Here is a 20,757-nt window from a genome sequence, read left to right as displayed (position 1 = left end):
TCAGAGATTTTGCAGGACGGCGATCACGTCGCCCGCTTTGATCGTCTTTCCTGGTATGGCCCGCAATTCCCGCAGGATGCCCGGGGCATGGGCCGTCACGGTGATCTCCATCTTCATCGATTCGATGATGGCAATCGTCTCTCCGGCGGCAACGGACTGGCCTTCCTCCACCAGCAGTTTCCAGAGATTGCCGGGAACGGCGCTTTCCACACCGAAGCAATTGTCGGGAATATCGCCACCAGCACCGGGGCTTGCGTCCTCATCGGCGGTGAAGCTGTCGAGGCCTAGGTCCTTCCAGCGCTGACGCTCCGCCTCGAAGGCTGCCTGTTGCTGACGCTTGAACGCGCCGATGCTTTCGGCATTTTCAGCCAGGTCCGCCGCGTAGCTTGCATAGGAAAATGCGCCGTCCTCGATACGGATCGGATAGCCGCCATGCGGGAAGGCGGCACGAGCCTCCATCAGCTCTTCGTGGCTGACGGGGAAGAAGCGGATCTGGTCGAAGAAATCCAGCAGCCAGGGCTTGTCGCGGGTAAAGACCGGCGTTTGCCGCCAGGTGTTCCACATCTGGATGGTGCGGCCAAACAGCTGGTAGCCACCCGGACCTTCCATGCCGTAGATGCACATATAGGCGCCACCAATGCCAACGGCATTTTCCGGCGTCCAGGTGCGGGCCGGATTGTATTTTGTTGTTACCAGCCGGTGGCGTGGATCGAGCGGGGTGGCAACCGGCGCGCCGAGATAGACATCGCCAAGACCCATCACCAGATAGCGGGCGTTGAAAATGGTGTCCTTCACGGCCTGCTCGTCGGCAAGGCCGTTGATCCGCCGGATGAACTCGATATTGGACGGGCACCAGGGGGCGTTGGGCCGCACCAGCTCCTGGTATTTGCGCATTGCCAGTTCCGCCTCCGGGTCGTTCCAGGAGAGCGGCAGATAGACCGTGCGACTCGGCACCGTCACATCCCCCACCGGGGGTAGGTTGGCTTCGATTTCGCTGAGCAGGCCTAGCAGCCGGGTGCGGGACAGGCTGGCACCATCATAATGGATTTGCAGCGACCGAATGCCGGGGGTGAGGTCGATCAGGCCCGGCAGCTTGGCCGCCTTGACCGCCTGCATCAGCAGGTGAACGCGCATGCGAATGGCGATGTCGAGCTGCATTTCGCCATATTCCACCAGCAGATTGTCGTCACCTTGACGGCGATAGGTGACGCAGACAGGGCCGTTGGAAGTGTGGCTGAGGATGGGGGAGCCTGCGTCCGGTGGGAGGCGGGTTTGAACTGGCGCTGCAATTGGTGGTTTACCCCCCTCTGTCCTACCGGACATCTCCCCCTCAAGGGGGGAGATTGGCAAGACCGAAAACATCTCCTTTGACGGTACGGATTGAGATATTTCGGCGGTACCATCCCCGATCTCCCCCCTTGAGGGGGAGATGCCTGGCAAGGCAGAGGGGGGTATCCCGTGCTCAGCGTTTCTTAACGCGGCGGCACTATCCCCATCCCGCGCCACAGGATGAAAACGAATGGTATCGCCCGGTTTGAACTGTCCCATCTTCCACTGTTCATCTCTGGCAATCACCGCCGGGCAGACGAAGCCGCCAAGGCTTGGGCCGTCAGGACCGAGAATGATCGGCATATCCCCGGTAAAATCGATGGCCCCAATCGCATAGGGGTTATCATGCAGGTTGGAAGGATGCAGCCCGGCCTCACCGCCATCCTGCCGCGCCCATGTCGGCGCAGGGCCGATCAGCCGGACCCCGGTGCGGGCGCTGTTGAAATGCACCTCATAATCAGTCGAAAACAGCGTTTCGATATCACTGTCCAGAAAGAAATCCGGCGCACCATGCGGGCCATAGACCACACCGACCGACCATGCGCGGGTCAGCTCTGGTGGCTCCTCGGCTGGCGTGGCGATGTGTTGCGGGCTGCGGGCCAGCCGCAGCACATGGCCAACTTTCAGGGCTCCCGTGGCATTGCCGCCGAATTGGCCAAGGCCGAAGGTGGCGCGCGATCCAAGCACGACAGGTGCTGCAAATCCGCCTGATACCGCCAGATAGGCGCGCTGGCCGGGACCGAAAATCCCTCCAATGGCGAGAACCTGTCCGGGTTTGACCGTAAAGGCCGTGTTATGCGCGACTGGTGCGCCATCCAATGTCATCGCCATTTCGGCACCGGCCAGTGCGAGGGTGACATTGGAGAAGAATTTCAGCACCGGCCCGGAGACAGTCAGCTCCAGCGCCGCCACATCGTCGCCATTGCCGACCAGCCGGTTGGCGTGGCGGAAGGAGCGGGCATCCATCGGCCCGCTTGGCGGCACACCGACATGCCAAAGCCCCAGCCGCCCCGGCAATTCCTGAAGGCTTGATTGGGCGCCGGGGGCGATGACCTCGACCACATCTGGCACGAAGGAAAAATCCTTCAGCGCCGTGGTTGCGACATCACCGCTTAAAAACAGATCGGAGGCGGCGATAGCGCTGAGATAATCGAGATTGGTCTCAATGCCGGAAATGGACGTTGCCGATAGCGCCGATTGCAAAGCGGCAATCGCCGCGTCACGGTCGCTGCCTGACACGATCAGCTTGGCCAGCATCGGGTCGTAATAGGGTGTCACCTCCGTGCCGGTCTCGATCCAGCCATCGACGCGGGTTGTTTTCGGAAACAACACCTCCGTCAGCAGGCCCGCGCTGGGGCGAAAATCGGCATGGGGCATTTCCGCGTAAATCCGGGCCTCGATGGCAGCGCCCTTCGGCACCAGATGTTCATTGCCGGTCAGCACATCCTCTTCGGCGGCCTGGCGGATCATCCATTCCACCAGATCGATGCCGAACACGGACTCGGTGACGGGATGCTCGACCTGAAGTCGTGTATTGACCTCCAGGAAGTAAAACTCTTCTCGGGCGGGATCGTAGATGAACTCCACCGTGCCTGCCGAGCGGTAATGGACAGACCGACCAAGCGATACTGCTGCCTCATGCAGGCGCTGGCGCACCGCGTCCGACAGGCCGGGGGCCGGGGTTTCCTCGATGACTTTCTGGTTGCGGCGCTGGAGAGAGCAATCCCGTTCGCCAAGTGCGATGACCCGGCCCTGTCCATCGCCGAAGATCTGCACTTCGACATGCCTTGCCTTGGAAACAAAGCGTTCCAGATAGACCCGCGCATCGCCGAAGCTGGCCTTGGCGGTGCGCTGGACGGTGTCGAAGGCCGCTTGCAGGCTAGCGGCATCATGGCAGAGCTGCATGCCAATGCCGCCGCCACCCGCCGTAGATTTCAGCATTACCGGGTAGCCTATCGATTCGGCTGCCGAAAGCGCGTCTTCGGCGCTGTCCAGCAAGCCGCTGCCGGGCAGCAATGGTACGCCGCTATCTGCCGCCAGTTGCCTTGCCGTGTGTTTGAGGCCAAAGCTGGCGATATTCTCCGGTGTCGGGCCGATAAAGGCGATGTTTTCAGCCTGTAAGCGCTCGGCAAAGCCGATGTTTTCCGAGAGAAAGCCATAGCCGGGATGGACGGCTTCAGCCCCCGTTGCCTTGCAGGCGGCAATTACCGCCTCGACATTCAGATAGCTTTCGCTAGCCGCAGCCGGGCCAAGCCGGATGGCTTCATCAGCCAGCCGCACATGCAGCGCGAAGCGGTCGGCATCGGAATAGACGGCGACGGAGGCAATGCCAAGACGCCCCAATGTCTTGATGATCCGGACGGCGATTTCGCCCCGATTGGCAATCAGAACCTTTTTGAACATCGGTCAGGCCTCACTATCCCAGACCAGAACCCGGGCAGGCGTCGGATCAAAACCGTTGCAGGGATTGTTGATCTGCGGGCAATTGGAAATCACCAGCAGCACATCCATTTCGGCTTGTAGCTCAACATAATCGCCGGGGGCGGAAATGCCATCGACAATGGTCATCTGGCCGCTCGGCTCAATCGGCACATTCATGAAGAAGTTGATATTGGCGACCACGTCGCGCTTGCTCATGCCGTATTTCGCCACTTCCAGCACGAAATTATCGCGGCAGGCATGCAGATATTTGGTACCATGGCCAAAGCGCACCGTATTGCTCTCGCAGGAGCAGGCCCCGGCTGAGGTATCGTGTCGCCCGCAGCTATCGGCGGTCATGGTCAGCATGATCCGGCCTTCATTGGAGATGATTTTGGTGCCGGTGGAAATATAGGCGGCACCTTGTTCGCGCATCGTATCCTGATTGGAATAACGCTCGGAAAAATCCTCAGCATTGTAAAACAGCGTGTCGATGGCCTGCTGGCCATAACTGTCCTCGATCCGCAGAATCTGGCCTTTTTTGACCACCGTGGAAAATGGCGCTTCCGCCGCAATGACGTGATCCTGCACAGCGGTATCAGGCGTGCGAAGGGGAGACGTGGCGTTGAATTCAGACATGGTTTCCTCCCTCACAGCGCTGCAAACGCATTATTTTCAAAGCCACGTACCGCTTCGGCTGTCGCTGTGCGGCAAAGATCGTCCGCTTGCAGTGGCTTGGCCTTTATCCGGCTAATGACAACGGGATTGGGCTGGTAGAGTGGATTGGGATCGAGCGGATGCGGGCAATTGGAAAAGCCGACAATCATCTCCATCTCGGCGCGAAGCTCGATGTAATCTCCGCCATTGAGCAGGTCCGGCCTCCAGTGGAAGCGTCCGTCCGCATCGACCCGCACAGGGGCAAACAAAGCAAGGGCTGCTGGGATATCGCGCTTGTCGAGGCCGAGCTTGCTTACCATGATCAGAAGATTGTCGCGGGTATTGCGCAGGCCCTGGCTGTTGGCACTGGCATATTTGCGGGCGTTGGACGCGGCTGTGGAGCCGCCCATCAGGCAATCATGCGCGCCGCTGGTGTCTTCGGTGATCGAAAACATCACCTTGCCCATGTCGGAAAACATCACCCGGCCTTTGCCAAGCCCGGTGGTCCATTGCATTTTGACGGTATCGGGCAGGTTCAGCCGTTCGGAGGGCTCAGCAGCGTTCCAGGCGACCAGGGTGACGGTTGAAAATCCGTGGGGCAGGGCGATGCGCAGCGTCTCATGGGTTTTTACCGGCGTGGACCAGTACCAGCCGCCGGGAATGGTTTCGCTATGGATAAGGTTCGCCACCTCGATGTCCGGTGCGGGCAGCGGGCTTTTGCCCGGCAGGGCCTTCGGGGAAAAGTCCAGGCCGCTTTTCTGGTGTTCCTCATAGCGCGCCCGGTTGGCGGCAATCTCTTCGGCAGAGCGTCGGATATGCATGATGGGTCTCCTATCGACGATGTGCCGGGTCGTCCCGGTGAAGCCCGATGGATGCGACCGGGCCGTCCCGGTCAGGGCGAAAGATGGAAGGGGTACCCGCCTGGCGGGGTGGCCAGATGGAAATGTCCTTGGTGATGGTGGCGCCGTAGCGCTGTTTTTCCTCTGGCCGGTCACGGGGACGCTCGAAAGCCACAACGCGGCTGGCCAGCGTAAAGGCCTCGCGCATGTCATGCGTGACCATGACGACGGTCATCGGGTTTTCGTGCCAGAGCTTTTTCATCAGCATGTGGATTTCGGCGCGAATGCCGGGATCGAGCGCTCCGAACGGCTCGTCCAGCAGCAGAACTTTCGGCTTCATGATCAGCGCTTGCGCTAAGGCCAGCCGTTGCTGCATGCCACCGGAAAGCTGGGCCGGATACTTCGCCTCTGATCCGGCAAGGCCAACGGCGGCAATCATCGCGCGGGCCTCATCCACGGCATTGCGCCGGGCAGAGCCGAACAGGCGGCCAGCCAATGGCGAGGCGGGCAATTCCTTACCCAACAGCACATTTCCAAGCACCGTCAGATGCGGAAATACCGAGTAGCGCTGGAAGACGACGCCGCGGTCCGGTCCCGGCTCCTTCGGCAGCGGTTCGCCATCCAGCAGGATGGTGCCGCGCGTCGGCTGTTCCTGCCCCAGCAGCATGCGCAGAAACGTGCTCTTGCCGCAGCCGGATGGGCCGACCAGCGCCACGAATGCGCGGGACTCAACCGTCAGGGAGACGCTTTCCAGGACGATCTGGTCGCCATATTCCTTCCAGATATTGTCGATCTTCAGCCCGCTCATTGGCCCGTCTCCAGGTTGGACCAGGGAAACAGGGCAATGCGCAATCGGTCGAGCAGGACATCGGCCACGACGGCAATCAGCGTGATCCACAACACGTAAGGAAAGATCACGTCCATGGAGAGGTAACGGCGCACCAGGAAGATCCGGTAGCCGAGGCCGCTATCGGAGGAAATCGCTTCCGCCGCGATCAGAAACAGGAAAGCCGGACCAAGCTGCAATCTGAGACAGGTGATCAGGCGCGGCAGGATTTGGGGCAGGACCACCCTGATGGCGACCTGCCAGGATGAGCCGCCCAATGTCTCCGCCTTGATGATCTGTTCGCGCGGCAGGGCAAGGGCGGTGAGGGCCAGACCGCGGATCATGATCGGTGCAACGCCGATAACGATCAGGGTGATTTTAGACACTTCGCCCAGGCCCATGGCGATAAACAGTATGGGCAGCAGCGCCAGCGGTGGCACCATGGAAATGGCGGCGACGAAGGGTGACAGCAATGCACGCAGATAGGGCAGCATGCCGATGGCCATGCCGATCGTCAGCGCGATCAGCAGTGAAATACCAAGCCCGGAAGAAAGCCGCGTCAGGCTGGCAAGCGTATCGGTCCAGAGAATATAGTCGCCGGTGCGGGCATCGGCGTTAAAGGCCACACGGTTGATGGCATCGGCAAAGGCGGCAAAGCCCGGCAGCAGCTTGTCATTGGCATTTTCCGCCAGCCGTGCCGCCGAACCTGCGCCATAGGCGAGAAGCACCAGTGCAAAGGGCAGGGCAGCGAGGCCAAGTTTCGCACCATTGCTCGGTTTTTGATTGATCCAGCGCATCCTGTCGCTCCGAATTCTTAGGGAGAATAGGGCGGGCGATCACCCGCCCCCGGATAGACGTTAGAGTGCGCCTTTGGCGGCGGCATCCATATAGGTGGTGGTGAAGCGGAACTTCACATTGGCCTTGTCGCCCAGCACCTTACCATCAGGCATTTCGATACCGATCACGTCGGCAGAGGGTGCGCCATTGCCCAGCAGGCCTTTTTCAAACAGGAAATTGCGCACCAGATCCATGGTTTTCGGCAGGCCGGGCGAGGTGGTGAAGGCGCTCGCATCCGCTGGCTTGTCGAACAGTTTGGTGGCGGCCAACTGGCTGTCGAAGCCCTTGAGGTCAGTGCCAGAAGCCTTGCCCATGTCCTCGCGGGCAGCCTTGCCCTCTGCGGTGTCGGCCATCATCAGCTTGACCGTGTCGTACCAGATTCCCGCCAGCGCCTTGCCGAAATCCGGATTGTCCTTGAGGACTTCGGTGTTGGCGACCATCAGGTCCATGATTTCGCCGGGGATCTGCGAGCTGTCGAACACTTTTTTGGCGGTCGGCTCTTCGAGAATGGTGGAAACCAGCGGGTTCCAGGTGACAACCGAGGTCACATCGTCGGTCTTATAGGCCGCGACCATATCGGCATCTGAGGTGTTGACCACCTTCACGTCTTTTTCCGTTAGTTTAAGGCTTTCCAGCGCCCGTACCAGCAGGTAATGCGAGACGGAAAATTCGACCAGATTGACGTTCTGGCCTTTTATATCGGCAAGCTTGTCCTTACCCTTCAGGATGACCGCGTCATTGCCATTGGAAAAGTCGCCGACGATCACCGCCGTGGTATCGACGCCGCCAGCGGCGGGAATGGAAAGACCGTCCATATTGGTCAGCGTGACCGCATCGAAGGCACCGGCGGTGTATTGGTTCATCGATTCCACGTAATCGTTGAACTGTGTGACATCGATCTTGATGCCGTATTTATCGGCCCATTTCTTGACGATGCCATGGTCGCTGGCATAGCCCCACGGCATCCAGCCGACATAGATCGACCAGGCAACCTTGAATTCCTTCTTGGTGGCGGCATCGGCTGGGACAAGTCCGCCTAGCGACATCGCTGCGGACAGTACGGAAACAGAGAGAAGTTTTGAGAACAGGCGCATGAATTTCCCCTTTTGCTTTTTTCAAAAGGGATCGGCATAGACCAACGCCGCCAATCCCTTGGCTAACGAGGTCTCCCGGGCTTTTATCCCGCCGTGCACCCGACAGGGATGTCTCCCCCGCCGGTGGCTGCTCTCGGACCAGTCACGCTTATTGCGCCGGAACCCTAGCTGCCAACTCTGACTGTATACTAGCAACTCTTGTGCCAGCTTGGCAATTGCCGAGTGCTATTTGGAGTTTTGTCTGTTTATCCTTTGTTTTTTGGCGGTTTTTCAAAATTTACTGTTCTGTCGTGAGCTATTGTCGTCCGGCAAATGCGGCAGAACGTCAAATTTTAAGCAGACAGCGGTGCAATTTTAAACATCGTCAGATGATCAGATTGGCCAGGATGTCGTTTTCGGTGATGTCCTCGAAGCCGAGACCATTTTCATCGAAGCGTTGAAACAGGCCGGAAAAATTCGAGGCATCCGTCGTTTCAATCCCGATCAGGATCGAGCCAAAATTGCGGGCGGATTTCTTCAGATATTCGAAGCGGGCGATATCGTCTTCCGGGCCGAGCAGGTTGAGAAAATCGCGCAACGCGCCGGGCCGCTGCGGTAAGCGCAGGATGAAATATTTCTTCAAGCCAGCATAGCGCATGGCGCGCTCTTTCACGTCGGGCAGGCGCTCGAAATCGAAATTGCCACCGGAGACGACGAGAACCACGGTCTTGCCCTCAATGGATGGACGCTCCAGCAGGCCGAGTGCGGCAATCGCCAAGGCACCCGCCGGTTCCAGCACCACGCCCTCGACATTCAGCATGTCGATGATTGTCCCGCAGATCGCGTTTTCCGGCACCAGCATGACCTGAGCGGGCGGAAACTGTTTCAGAGCGGCAAAATTGGCATCGCCGATCCGCGCCACGGCGGCACCATCGACAAAATTATCGACTTTGGGGAGGGTGATGACTTCACCCGCTTCCAACGAGCGTTTGAGGCTGGGCGCGCCGACCGGCTCGGCAAACAGAAAGGCAGATGGCGGCAGCGTGTCAGCGAGATAGCCCGTCATGCCCGCACTCAAACCACCGCCGCCGACGGGCATGATCACCAGATCGGGTGTGACCTCTTCCGGCAGTTGCTCCAGAATTTCGGCAGCAACGGTTGCCTGGCCTTCGATGATGTCGGCATGGTCGAAAGGCGGCACCATCAGGCCGTCGGCTTCCTCCACATAGTCGCGGGCTGCCTTGTAGCATTGGTCGAAGATATCGCCGACCAGCCTTATAGTAATGTACTCGGCACCGAACTTGCGGGTCTTGTCGATCTTCTGCTGCGGCGTGGTCACCGGCATGAACACCACGCCATGCACGCCGAAGTGACGGCAGGCAAAGGCGAAACCTTGTGCATGATTACCGGCTGAGGCGCAGACGAAGATCTTGTCGACCTGTCCCTGGGCGACAACCTTGCGGAAGAAGTTATAGGCGCCGCGCACCTTATAGGAGCGCACCGGTGTCAGGTCTTCGCGCTTCAGATAAATATTGGCATTGAATAACGTGCTCAAGTGCTCGCTCAATTGCAGCGGTGTCGCGGGGAAAAGGTCGCGAAGCGCCTGAACGGCATCTTGGACGGCAGTTTTTGTCATGGTCTGGTTTCCAGCATCGGCAATATCAGTTCTATCTGCTAACCCATCGATCCCGAAGTTGGAACTGCTTTAAGCAATCCTCCAGCAGATAGTGAAAAATACGGTTTTACCTCGATAGGGTATAGGCGAACGACGTTGCTGACGCGCTCTACGTGAGCGAAAGCAGGAAGGGCAGGGTTCGAAACACCACTGCCTACGGCCCAATCCATGTCTCGATATGGATCATTAGCTGATGCTATCAGGAAATTTACCATAAGTTCCGTTTTTTGCATTCAAGCATGCAATCATAAATGGTTGCATTGCCTAGAATAAATCCACTTATGGTTTGTAAAATATCCCCAGCTATAAGGGGGTAGATACACATTAATCTCTCAAAATGTTGATTTCGAATAGTTTTTCTTAATTTTGCTGCTTAAACAGTGCTGTCCCAATTTGGGAAATTGGTAAAAATACATGTGTAGCATAATGGTAATGCTGATTTCGTTCCCGCGATTCTTAAAAAAATAGACCCAATAAATGACGTTTCTAGATGTTGCTGGCTCGGCTAATGTTGTGTAGGCTTAATTTTGTATTAATGCTTTTTCCGTGAACGCTGCGGCATCAGTGATGGTGTCTGAACAGATCTTGGCTGCGCATGGCTTGAAATCCGCGCGTGGCAAAGGGTGTCGTTGAAGCAACGTGAGGTGTATGATGAGTGTATCAGTTGCTGTCGTGATTCCCTTTTTCCAGAAAGAGAAGGGGATTTTATCCCGGGCTCTGGAATCGATTAAATCGCAGAAATTAGACAGTGACGTTGAGTTGAGCGTTGTTATCGTTGACGATAGCTCACCAATTTCCGCGAAAGAAGAACTTGTCGATTTTGAGGCCGGTCCTAATCTGCGCATCGTTCTGCTTGAAAAAGACAATGGCGGTCCAGGCGAAGCCCGCAATATGGCGTTGGATTATCTTGAAGCCGATCCCGTCAACTATGTGGCCTTTCTCGATTCCGACGATGTCTGGCACGACAACCACATTCAGCGCGCCCTCGACGGGCTTGTCTTTGGCGATTTCTTTTTCTGCAACCATGTTCGGGGCAAGTATTATGCCGACTATTTCATTAGTCTTCCCGGCACGCGCCGTGCGCTTGCTTCCGATGAAGACCTGATCTGCGGCGATAATTACCATGCCTTCCGCAAGGGTCGGCTTGCGGAAGTGATGATCCGCGAGTGCCCCCCGCAGACATCGACCGTCGTTTACCGCTTCAAGAAAAATGCCGGTTTGCGTTTCAATGGCGCATTGCGCAGTGCCGGTGAGGATCATGTTTTCTGGATCGAGCTTTGCCTGTTCAACGACACGGTGATCGATCCGAAGATCAATGTCAGCTGCCTGGAAGGCGTTAATCTCTACTGGTCCAACGTGTCCTGGGATAGCCCGAAATCCGTGGCGATTCAGGGTTGTCTGGCGCTTCAATATAATTACCTCAAGGATACGCCGGTTATCTTGCTTGCCGATCCGGAGACTGTTCTGTTCCGCCAAAAACTCTATGAAGGTGCCTATACCTATGCCTTGTTGCGTGGCCTGGCCAAAGGCTACCTGCCGGATTTCAAGGTTCTGATGCGGCTGGTTGCTGCCTATCCCGGTTATCTGATGCGGGCGCCAACCAGTTTCCAGTTTTTCCTGCGCAACCGTCGTGTGATGACCAATGAAACCGCAGTGAAATCCATGCCTGCTGAGGATGCTGTCGCCTGATATCAGCGTTTTATCGCCGGTTCTGAGCAAAATCGCTTGATTTTATGATCATGCTTGCCGACAAACGACATTGGTCTTGGTCAGGACGCGGGAGCGTCCCTGCGCCATGATATGTGTTGGCAGGCAGAGGGCAGTTGCAATGGCATCCTTTCTTTCGAAGATTTTTTCGGCGTTTTCTGGTTCGTCATCATCAGATGAAACGAAGCAATCCGTTTCAGCCGAGCCGCAATTGCATGGCGATTGCCGGATCTATGCCGAGCCGATCAAGGAAGGCAGCCAGTTGCGTTTGGCCGGGCGGATCGAAAAGGACGTCAATGGCCAAACGCTGACCCGCAGCTTCATTCGCGCCGACATGTTTACATCCAAGGAAGACGCGCTGGATTGCACCTTCCGCAAGGCCCGCCAGATTATCGACCAGAACGGACCTTCGCTGTTTGCCGATGGCGCCAAGGATCGCAGCGCCTGATATGTATCGAGTCACCGATAGATCATTCATAAAAAACGCCCGGATTTGATCCGGGCGTTTTGCGTTTCAGCTGGATTGTGGCTTTACAGAATCAGCCGGTAATTGGTAAAACCGTCCGCGCCGTCACCGGCATCCTCGATTTTCGCGCCCTTGACCTCGGCTGCAAACGCCCGGCCCTTCGGGCCTGTCTGGAAGCTCGCCGTTGTGTCGGGGATTGCGGCAAAACGCCAATTGCCATCGGCGGATGGGTTGATGGTGCCTTGCGCGACGATATAGCGGACGATGACATCGCGATTGGTATCCGGGCCGACGAAAATCACCTTGTCGGAGGCGATATCAGGGAATTTTCCGCCGCCACCGGCGCGGTAATTGTTGGTGACGACCACAAATTGCTGGGCGGGATCGATCGGCTTGCCGTTAAAGCTCAGGTTCTTGATCCGGTTTGCCTCCGGATTGACCGGCTTGCCATCCTTGTCATATTTCGCTGGTTGCGACAGGTCGATCTCATAGGTGACGCCGTCAATCACATCGTAATTGTAGGATGGGAAGTCGAGATTGAGCAGTGCTGCGTCTTTTGAGCCGGGCTTGATCTGGTTGAACATGCCAGCCGACATTTCCAGCCAGTTCTTGACTTGCGCGCCTGTTATCAGCACCGCCTGCACGGTATTCGGATAGAGGTAGAGATCCGAGACATTCTTGATGGCGATATCGCCTGCGGGAACATCGGTATAGTAATCGGCGCCACCGCGGCCCCCAGCTTTGAACGGCGCTGCGGCTGACAGTACCGGATAATCCTTGTACTTCGTCTCCTTCAGCATGTCCTTGATATACCAGGTCTGGGCATTGGACACGATCTGCACCGAGGGGTCGTCGGCCACTAGGGCAAAATAGGAGTAAAGCGGTGCGGAGGTCTTGCCAACAGGGGTGCGCACGTAAGCGAGCGTCGCCTCATGCTCCGACTTGATGGCGGCGGCCACTTCCGGCTTGTCCTTGACATCGGCGATAATCTTCTTGGCATCGTCGCGGTGGTAGATTGGCCGGGCTTCGGCGGTAAAATCAACGATTTTCCAGCTCTTGCCGTCCTTTTCCAAGAGAAGGTCGATCAGACCCATGTGCGAGCCCCAGAAACCGGCCATCACTGCGGGCTTGCCCATCAATGTCCCCTTGACGGGGTCAGCGCCCTTGATGCCGTCCCAGGTTTTCGGCCCGGGGAAGACCAGATGTTGATGGCCGGTGAAGATCGCATCAATGCCTTCAACGCCTGCCAGATAGAGTGAGGCATTTTCCATTTTGTCAGTCTGGCCGCTGCCATCGATGCCGGAATGGGAGAGCGCGATGATAATGTCTGCGCCTTGCTCCTTCATCACAGGTACCCAGGCGCGGGCGGCCTCGACGATGTCGCGGGTCTGGGCCTTGCCTTCCAGGTTCTTGGCATCCCACAGCATGATCTGCGGCGGCACGAAGCCGATAAAGCCGACCTTGATGACGCTTTCTGCGCCAGCGCCATCCTTAATGGTCTTTTCGATGATGGTGAAGGGCTTGAAGAACAGCGCGTCGTTTTTCGGATCGGCGGCCAGCTGACCCTTGGTCAGGTTGGCGCAGACGATGGGATATTTCGCTGCCGCCAGCGTGTTGAACATGAAGTCGAGACCGTAATTGAATTCATGATTGCCAAGCGTGCCGCAATCATAACCCAGCGTGTTCATCGCCTTCATCACCGGATGCTGGTCGCCAGCCTTGATGCCCTTTTTGTAGGCCATGTAGTCGCCCATTGGGCTGCCTTGCAGCAGGTCGCCATTGTCGATCAGCATGGAGTTTCCGGCTTCGGCGCGGATGGCGTCAATCAAGCTTGCCGTGCGCGTCAGGCCCATCGTGTCATTGGGCTTGTCGGCATAATAGTCGTAGGGCATCAGGTTGACATGGATATCGGTGGTTTCCATCAGCCGCAGATGCGCCTGGTTTGCAGCCGCATTGGCAGCGAATGGATGCAGCACGACCAAGGCACCGGCGGCGGCGAAACCACCCAGCAGCGAGCGGCGCGTAATAGGGTGCAGGTCGGTGGGGCGCAAGTGAGCGAGTGGCGACATGGGAAGGCTCCTGGCAAATGTCATCGTCGATGCGTAAGCATCGCAAACCAGTTGCCTTCATATCATGACAGGTTGATGATGCTAAACTGAAATACCAAGCGCGCCAGAAATTGACGGATGACATTTTCTGATTCGATCCATCGGGAAGGGGGGGCGGTTTAGTCTACCGCTTCAGGACAGGGCGCACGTCCTGATGGAAGTTGCGAAAGTAAGCGGCGACCTTGGCAATGGAATTGCTGTTCTGGCGAAACTGAATGCCCAGCCGCCCGCCGCGATTCCAGCGGACCATGCCCTCCAGCAGACCGATTTCTTCATTTTCGATCATCACAGTGCTGCCTGCCGCTGCGTGGAAGGCTGTATAGAGTTCAAGTGCCAAGCCTGAGCGGGAAATATCGATGATCCGGCAATCGGCAACCTGGCGCATATAGCGCACGGCACTGTCCATACGGCAGCGGCTTCGGGGTGCAGTGCGAATATCCATTTTCAGGTTGTTTTGCATTGTGAAAGTCTTTTTTCTCGGTTGATTTCCGATTTTAGAGGCGACCGTTGTAAATACGGTAAAAGATCTCGTTAAAATTTCAGCTTACCCCGAGCCGACCGAGGCCGCCCTCCACGTCATACGAACGGCTAGTGAAAATTGCAGCTCGCATTCCAATTTTCTGGCGAGGATGTGGTTCACATCTTCGGACCTTCCTACTGGTCGGACGTGAGCAAAAAATTCTCGCTCCAGAGCGGTTGGCGGCGGTGGTAATCATATACGCTCAAACACACCGTGTTTTCGTCTGGCTGCGAAAGTCGCAATTGCGACGAGGCACCTTGCTCGCCACCGGTCTTGCTCTGCCACAGCGGCTGATTGTTGCGGTTATAGAAAACCAGATTTCCATCGTCGCGCATCTGTAATCGGCCGGGCAGGGCGGTTTTTTCATTTTCGTTCAGCATTGACCCCAGCATCGACCAAAGCGTCTTGCCTGAACTATCGCGCAGTTGCGGGCCGTGTACCGGGTCGTTCACCAGGCTGGCGCTGCCATTGAGCGTGGACAGCAATTGGCCGGGAAGCAGAACAGCGTTGCTGCGGCTGTCCAGCCGGGAAATATCGGCCATCTCGCCAACCAGCGGGATCTGCATCAGATATTTGACATCGTCCAGTGACCAACCATTTGCGCCGCGGGCAGCCAGAAGCACGGTCAGCTTGGCGAGGGAGGCCATGACGGTCATATCCACCGGGTTCAACGCGCCGATGGCGGGCAACCAGGCCCCTGCGGCATAGGTATTATAATCCACAGCACCCTGCAGAACCTGGGTGTTATCGACGACAACCACGCCCGCCCGATTGGCCTCATCCAATGCCTTGTAGATGGCGCCCTGGTCCGGCTGCCGGGCATTGCCGCTTGGAAAATTGCCCGCGCCATAGGCTTGCAGCACCAGTCCGCCAATGCCCTGGGCCACGCAGGCGCGGATCATATCGGCCAGCAGCGCCTTACCTTGGGCGGCATCGTACCAGGCAGGAAAGGCCCCGAGAGTGATGACCGGGGCCTTGTTTATGCTGGAGGTGATGGCCTGCAATTGGGCCAGGGTTTCTGCCCTTGCGGCTTCATCATCCAGGCTGACAGCGGAGGATACGGGTGGCAGTGGGGCAAGGTCGGCATTGAGGCCGAGGGTGATGCCATACTGGCCGATAACCGGGAAATTCGGGCTGGAAAAGCCACGGAACTGGCTGGCATCGGCTTTCACTACGCGTGAGCCGCGCATCAACTGGCTATCGAAAAACACACTGACACCGGCAAGACCCGTCTGGGCAGCCGCGACCGCACCACAGACATTCTGAAAGGCGTCACTATTGAACGTCATGCCGGAAATCACCCCCGGCGTCGGGGAGTGAAACAGCGGCACCTGCGAGCCGGTGAGGATAACCGGCTTGTTGAGTTGCGCCAGCACGGTGCCATCGGCACTGAAACGCGCCAGCAACATGGCCAGTGCCGTGCCGCTGTAATCCATCGTGTCGGTGCCATGCAGCACGATCCAGCCGTCCACCGTGTCGTAGCGCTCCAGGATATGGCGGGCAATCAGGCACCAGTCGGAGGGTTGCAGATTGGTGCTGTCCAACATGCCGCTGTCGCTCTCGGGAAAGGCGAGGTCGGTCACATAGTCCAGCACCAGATCGGTAAACTTCTGCTTAAGGATCGGGTCGAGATGGGACTGGCAGGCTGCCTTGAATTGCGTGCTGGTCATCGGAGCCAGCGGATTTCCGACGCAGCTGATCGTGCCGCCGGTATTGATGACGCCAATTTTCAAGACATGTCTCCTTGCAGTGCCTAGACGGTTTCCAATCCCTCCGACAGGTCTTCGCCCACCGGGGTCCGCTCGATCCTGCATTGAAAGCAGTTGTTGCGAGCCGACCGGACATGCACATAGGCGATTTTTTCGTCCTGGAGAAGCTCTTGCGCGCGCGCCGCAATTCGGGATGTCTCGGTAACGGCCCCGGTGCCATAGACGATCCTGTCATCATGGCCATAACCACGCACAATATAATCAGGGCTTTCGAAGATGGGCGGCAAGGTATCGCCATCATCGTAAGCCGCGCATTCCTCGGCGTGAAGAAAGATCGGTCCTGTTTCGGCATAGGGCTGTAGATGCGGGAAAGGCCGATAGGCCAGGGTCAGATAAGGCTCACCTTCGGCAATTGACGCCAGGCAATGGCGGCATTGATAACTGCCACCGGGCGAGATGCGGCGCTCCGGCACGCAGCCATAGGCATCCGGCGCACCTCCGCGGTAGGCTTCGGCAAGGGTGGATGGCATGGGGGCAAAGCGGATGGTTTGCATTGTCTAGCTCCTGTTTGACGTGAATGCGCCAAACACTTGCCTGGACGGTGGACTGAAACCACCCGGTTCTTGCCAACGCGCAAAGAAACTTGCCCGTAAATAAACTTAAATCGGTCGTTCAATCTTGTCGTAAACGCTCTTCAATGCCTTCAACCGAGCATCATAGGCCTTGGCAATGCAGTCATTATCTGCATTGCAGGACTGGCGGGTTTTCAGCCAGGCCGTTTGCTGGTCCTGCAATTCGCCGCGATTGCCCATTGGCAGCAGGCCGGATATCAGCTCGAAAGTGGTGACCATCTTTACGTCGAGATCGTTGAGGGCACGATTGTCGCAAATCGCTTTTTCATCGGCCTTCAGATCGGTTTTGGTGCAATCGAAGCTCGCGGCAGTGCTGTGGCGGGGCATCATGCCTGCAATCACCAGAGTGCTGAGAAACAAAATCGAGGCGGTGGCAGATGCGGTTTTCATGATCATTGCTTTCCCGTCATTCGACGCGGCAGGCTTTCAGCCGTCAAGGCTATCAAGAATGCGCTTCACCAGGAAATGTTCCCCGCTTTGGTGGGTTGGATCATCTCGGTTTTCATTATTGTCGTTGCGCTGAACCGTCGCTGCTTGAAATGACGATGCTTTGCCACAATTTTCACCCAAGAGCCTATTTTGCTTTGCCAAGACCTCCCATAAGACTTGACCGTCAAGTTTTGGGAGAATGAAGAGGAAACCCGTATGCGTGGCCTGAAATCGATGTCTCCCGCCGTGATGGTCCTTGCATGTCTGGCCGGTTCACCGGGGCTGGCGCAGGACGCGAAAAGCCTGCCCCAAAGCCGCGCGGATATGCAAATGTCCTTTGCCCCACTGGTCAAGCAGACCCATGGGGCCGTCGTTAATGTTTATGCTGAGCGGATCGTCCAGAGCCGCGTCAATCCTTTCGCCGGCGATCCGTTTTTTCAGCAGTTTTTCGGCCAGCGTTTTCCCAACCGCACGGAACGCCAGACTTCGCTGGGCTCGGGGGTGATCGTTGAGGCGAATGGCACGGTGATGACCAATAATCACGTCATCGCAGGGGCAGACGATATCAAGGTGGCGCTGTCCGATGGCCGGGAATATCCGGTGAAAGTGGTCTTGAAAGATGAGCGGCTGGATCTGGCCGTCCTGAAAATCGACGCCAAGGAAAGCCTGCCGACGCTGAAAATCGCCGATTCGGACAAGATCGAGGTCGGTGATCTGGTGCTGGCAATCGGTAATCCCTTCGGTGTTGGTCAGACAGTGACCAGCGGCATTGTCTCCGGTCTGGCACGCAATCAGGTCTCGGAAGGCGATTTCGGCTTCTTTATCCAGACCGATGCATCGATCAATCCCGGCAATTCCGGCGGCGCGCTGATGAATATGAATGGCGAGCTGATCGGCCTGAATACCGCGATCTTTTCCAAGGGCGGTGGGTCTAACGGTGTTGGATTTGCCATTCCAGCCAATCTGGTCAAGGTGTTCCTGGAGGCGGCAGACAAGGGCGCCTCCTCGTTCGAGCGGCCTTACGTTGGCGCCACATTCGAGCCGGTCACATCAGATGTCGCCGATGCATTGGGCCTGAAGCAGGTTTTGGGTGCGCTGGTGACCAAGACGGTGGAAGGCGGTCCGGCGGACAAGGCCGGCATCAAGGCCGGGCAGGTCATTACAGCGGTTGATGGGGTCATTGTCGAGCATCCCGATGCCCTAAACTATCGCCTGACGACCATTGGGCTTGGCAAGTCGGTCACCTTGAACGTGATCGATAACGGCAAGCCAAAGGACATTACCCTGACGCTGGCTGGCGCACCTGAAACCCGTCCGCGCGACGAGCAGGTGATCAAGAACAATAGCCCGTTTGAAGGAGCAACGGTCGGCAATCTGTCGCCGCGCCTTGCCTTTGAGCTGAAACTGAATACCCAGACGACTGGCGTCGCCATTACGGCTCTTGCTGATGGCTCGGTGGCGCAGCGGCTTGGCTTCCAGCTTGGCGATATCATCGTCTCCATCAACGGTACCGAGGTTACCTCGTCGCGGGACATGGTGCAGATTGCCAAAAGCTCGCCTGCCTATTGGCGGATTGAGATCGATCGCAATGGCCAGCGGATTCGGCAGATGTTTCGATGAGCGATCTGTTTGCCCCAAAACTGGATGAGGACATGGCGGCCCGCCGGCCGCTGGCGGATCGGCTGAGGCCGAAAACGCTCTCCGATGTGACGGGGCAAGATCATCTGACCGGGCCGGACGGTGTTCTGGCCCGGATGATTGCGTCAGGCTCTCTGGGGTCGATGATCTTTTGGGGGCCGCCCGGCACTGGCAAGACCACCGTTGCCCGGCTGCTGTCGGGGGAGGCGGATCTAGCCTTCGAGCAGATTTCGGCGATTTTTTCCGGCGTGGCGGATCTGAAAAGGGTGTTTGAGGGCGCCCGCGCCCGGCGCATGTCCGGTCGCCAGACATTGCTGTTTGTCGATGAGATCCATCGCTTTAACCGCGCGCAGCAGGATAGCTTCCTGCCGGTCATGGAGGATGGCACGGTCATTCTGGTGGGCGCCACCACCGAGAATCCGTCTTTCGAACTGAATGCCGCGCTTTTGTCTCGCGCCCGCGTGCTGACCTTCAAGCCGCATGACGAAGACAGTATTGAGACGCTGCTAAAACGGGCCGAAGCCACTGAGGAAAAGCCCCTGCCGCTGGATGAGGCCGCCCGTACCAGTCTGATTCGTATGGCCGATGGCGATGGCCGAGCGGCGCTGACGCTGGCCGAAGAAGTCTGGCGGGCGGCGCGGGAGGGAGAGGTCTTCGATACCGAGGGGCTGACACGAATCGTGCAGCGGCGTGCGCCGGTCTATGACAAAGGACAGGACGGCCATTACAATCTGATCTCGGCGCTGCATAAATCCGTGCGCGGCTCGGACCCGGATGCAGCACTCTATTATCTCTGCCGGATGTTCGATGCCGGGGAAGACCCTCTTTATCTCGGTCGCAGGCTTGTCCGCATGGCCGTGGAGGATATCGGTCTCGCCGATCCGCAGGCGCTGGTGGTCTGCAATGCCGCCAAGGATGCCTATGATTATCTTGGCTCACCGGAGGGGGAGTTGGCGCTGGCGCAGGCCTGCGTCTATCTCGCCACCGCACCGAAATCCAACGCCGTTTATACCGCCTATAAATCCGCTATGCGCGCCGCCAAGGAAAATGGCTCGCTGCTGCCGCCCAAGCATATTCTCAACGCCCCCACCAAGCTGATGAAGGGCGAGGGCTATGGCGACGGCTATCGCTATGACCATGACGAGCCCGATGCGTTTTCCGGGCAAGACTATTTTCCAGAGAAAATGGGCCGCCAGACCTTTTACGATCCGCCGGAACGTGGTTTCGAGCGGGATATCCGCAAGCGGCTGGACTGGTGGGCAAAGTTAAGGCGGGAGCGCAATTGACATGATGAAGGTTGAGGCGCAGCCTTTCGAAAGCTCACCTGTTCAGCAAGCAGGGGCGAGACGAGATCGTACTTCTGGCAGGATTGGGTGTGGAAGGCGATGCTCATCTCGGCGTCACGGTCCAGCACCGCTCCCGGGTTGCCGCGGATCCGACCCAGCCGAATCTGCGTCAGGTTCATCTTATTCACGCGGAGCTGTTCGATGAGCTGGGGGATAAGGGGTTTAGCGTGACGCCGGGCGATTTCGGCGAGAATATTACCACCCGTGGAGTTGATCTTCTGGCGCTGCCGCAAGGAAGCCGCCCGCAGTTTGGCTCAGGTGCCGTGGTCGAAGTGACCGGCCTTCGCAATCCCTGCAAACAGATCAATGATTTTCAGCCGGGCCTGATGCAGGCGGTGCTTGACCGCGACCCGGACGGTGGCCTGATCCGCAAGGCAGGTGTGATGGCTGTGGTCATCGAGGGGGGCGTGGTTCATCCGGGTGATCGGATCAGTGTCGAGCGACCCGGCTCTCCGCATCGGCCTTTGCAGCCAGTCTAAACTCTCCGCCAACCCGCGTTGCGAGGTTTTATGGGAAGAGCAACCGCTTTTCAGCGCCGTAGCCCGTAT

Annotated in this window: 16 protein-coding genes, 2 pseudogenes and 1 riboswitch; of the genes and pseudogenes, 5 read left to right on the top strand and 13 right to left on the bottom strand. The window is 57.7% G+C overall.

The genetic code is table 11. The annotated features are described in order from the left end of the window. From FS819_RS07955 to ilvA, 8 genes and pseudogenes are all read right to left on the bottom strand, one after another. Positions 1-1,293 (bottom strand): annotated as a pseudogene (locus FS819_RS07955) (carboxyltransferase domain-containing protein); the annotation flags it as partial. 186 nt (positions 1,294-1,479) lie between these two features. Further along, positions 1,480-3,732: pseudogene (locus FS819_RS07950) on the bottom strand (5-oxoprolinase/urea amidolyase family protein); the annotation flags it as partial. 3 nt (positions 3,733-3,735) lie between these two features. Further along, positions 3,736-4,386 carry an urea amidolyase associated protein UAAP2 gene (locus FS819_RS07945; RefSeq protein WP_156547646.1) on the bottom strand — a complete coding sequence of 217 codons (651 nt, stop codon included), beginning with the start codon at positions 4,384-4,386 and terminating at the stop codon, positions 3,736-3,738. A gap of 11 nt (positions 4,387-4,397) precedes the next feature. Next, positions 4,398-5,228: an urea amidolyase associated protein UAAP1 gene (locus FS819_RS07940; RefSeq protein ID WP_234624440.1), complete on the bottom strand. Its 831-nt coding sequence runs from the start codon at positions 5,226-5,228 to the stop codon at positions 4,398-4,400. Positions 5,229-5,235: 7 nt separating this feature from the next. After that, a complete protein-coding gene (locus tag FS819_RS07935) occupies positions 5,236-6,051 on the bottom strand; it encodes an ABC transporter ATP-binding protein (protein ID WP_156547648.1) in 816 nt (271 codons plus the stop codon). Next, complete coding sequence (locus FS819_RS07930) at positions 6,048-6,866, bottom strand: ABC transporter permease (protein WP_234624421.1); 819 nt, start codon at positions 6,864-6,866, stop codon at positions 6,048-6,050. Before FS819_RS07930 ends, FS819_RS07935 begins: the two co-directional genes overlap by 4 nt. 60 nt (positions 6,867-6,926) lie before the next feature. Next, positions 6,927-8,000 carry a putative urea ABC transporter substrate-binding protein gene (locus FS819_RS07925; protein WP_156547650.1) on the bottom strand — a complete coding sequence of 358 codons (1,074 nt, stop codon included), beginning with the start codon at positions 7,998-8,000 and terminating at the stop codon, positions 6,927-6,929. 70 nt (positions 8,001-8,070) lie between these two features. Further along, positions 8,071-8,179, bottom strand: a riboswitch (guanidine-I (ykkC/yxkD leader). Between the two features lie 185 nt (positions 8,180-8,364). Further along, positions 8,365-9,615 carry a threonine ammonia-lyase gene (gene ilvA / locus FS819_RS07920; RefSeq protein ID WP_156547651.1) on the bottom strand — a complete coding sequence of 417 codons (1,251 nt, stop codon included), beginning with the start codon at positions 9,613-9,615 and terminating at the stop codon, positions 8,365-8,367. A 687-nt stretch (positions 9,616-10,302) separates the two neighbouring features. Between ilvA and FS819_RS07915 the strand changes: the two genes are divergently transcribed. After that, complete coding sequence (locus FS819_RS07915; RefSeq protein ID WP_156547652.1) at positions 10,303-11,343, top strand: glycosyltransferase family A protein; 1,041 nt, start codon at positions 10,303-10,305, stop codon at positions 11,341-11,343. A 139-nt stretch (positions 11,344-11,482) separates the two neighbouring features. Next, on the top strand, positions 11,483-11,809 hold the full coding sequence (locus tag FS819_RS07910; protein WP_156547653.1) for an HlyU family transcriptional regulator: 327 nt from the start codon (positions 11,483-11,485) through the stop codon (positions 11,807-11,809). Between the two features lie 83 nt (positions 11,810-11,892). Here the strand turns inward: FS819_RS07910 and FS819_RS07905 are convergent, their stop codons facing one another. From FS819_RS07905 to FS819_RS07885, 5 genes are all read right to left on the bottom strand, one after another. After that, complete coding sequence (locus tag FS819_RS07905) at positions 11,893-13,896, bottom strand: bifunctional 2',3'-cyclic-nucleotide 2'-phosphodiesterase/3'-nucleotidase (RefSeq protein WP_156547654.1); 2,004 nt, start codon at positions 13,894-13,896, stop codon at positions 11,893-11,895. 163 nt (positions 13,897-14,059) lie between these two features. After that, positions 14,060-14,395, bottom strand: coding sequence for a PilZ domain-containing protein (locus tag FS819_RS07900; RefSeq protein ID WP_156547655.1), 336 nt, complete (start codon positions 14,393-14,395; stop codon positions 14,060-14,062). Between the two features lie 194 nt (positions 14,396-14,589). Further along, a complete protein-coding gene (locus FS819_RS07895) occupies positions 14,590-16,188 on the bottom strand; it encodes an asparaginase domain-containing protein (RefSeq protein WP_197434052.1) in 1,599 nt (532 codons plus the stop codon). A gap of 20 nt (positions 16,189-16,208) precedes the next feature. Continuing rightward, complete coding sequence (locus tag FS819_RS07890; RefSeq protein ID WP_156547657.1) at positions 16,209-16,718, bottom strand: DUF1203 domain-containing protein; 510 nt, start codon at positions 16,716-16,718, stop codon at positions 16,209-16,211. 105 nt (positions 16,719-16,823) lie between these two features. Beyond that, positions 16,824-17,186 (bottom strand): lysozyme inhibitor LprI family protein, encoded by a 363-nt coding sequence (locus tag FS819_RS07885; protein ID WP_156547658.1) that lies wholly within the window; start codon positions 17,184-17,186, stop codon positions 16,824-16,826. A 255-nt stretch (positions 17,187-17,441) separates the two neighbouring features. On the opposite strand from FS819_RS07885, the gene FS819_RS07880 reads away from it, so the two are divergent. Genes FS819_RS07880 through FS819_RS07870 form a run of 3 tightly spaced genes read left to right on the top strand, consistent with a single transcriptional unit; the run spans position 17,442 to position 20,688 of the window. Further along, entirely contained in the window at positions 17,442-18,845 is a 1,404-nt protein-coding gene (locus FS819_RS07880) for a DegQ family serine endoprotease (protein WP_156547659.1), read from the top strand. Continuing rightward, positions 18,842-20,149 carry a replication-associated recombination protein A gene (locus FS819_RS07875; protein ID WP_156547660.1) on the top strand — a complete coding sequence of 436 codons (1,308 nt, stop codon included), beginning with the start codon at positions 18,842-18,844 and terminating at the stop codon, positions 20,147-20,149. The genes FS819_RS07880 and FS819_RS07875 overlap by 4 nt, the downstream gene beginning before the upstream one ends. 11 nt (positions 20,150-20,160) lie before the next feature. Beyond that, positions 20,161-20,688, top strand: a complete 528-nt coding sequence (locus FS819_RS07870; protein WP_156547661.1) for an MOSC domain-containing protein — start codon at positions 20,161-20,163, stop codon at positions 20,686-20,688. The last annotated feature ends 69 nt before the right edge of the window (positions 20,689-20,757 follow it).

The organism is Allorhizobium sp. Av2 (assembly GCF_021462805.2).
Lineage (GTDB): Bacteria > Pseudomonadota > Alphaproteobacteria > Rhizobiales > Rhizobiaceae > Allorhizobium > Allorhizobium vitis_G.
Note: the sequence above shows the minus strand (reverse complement) of the source record. Positions and strands in the feature narration are given on the sequence as shown.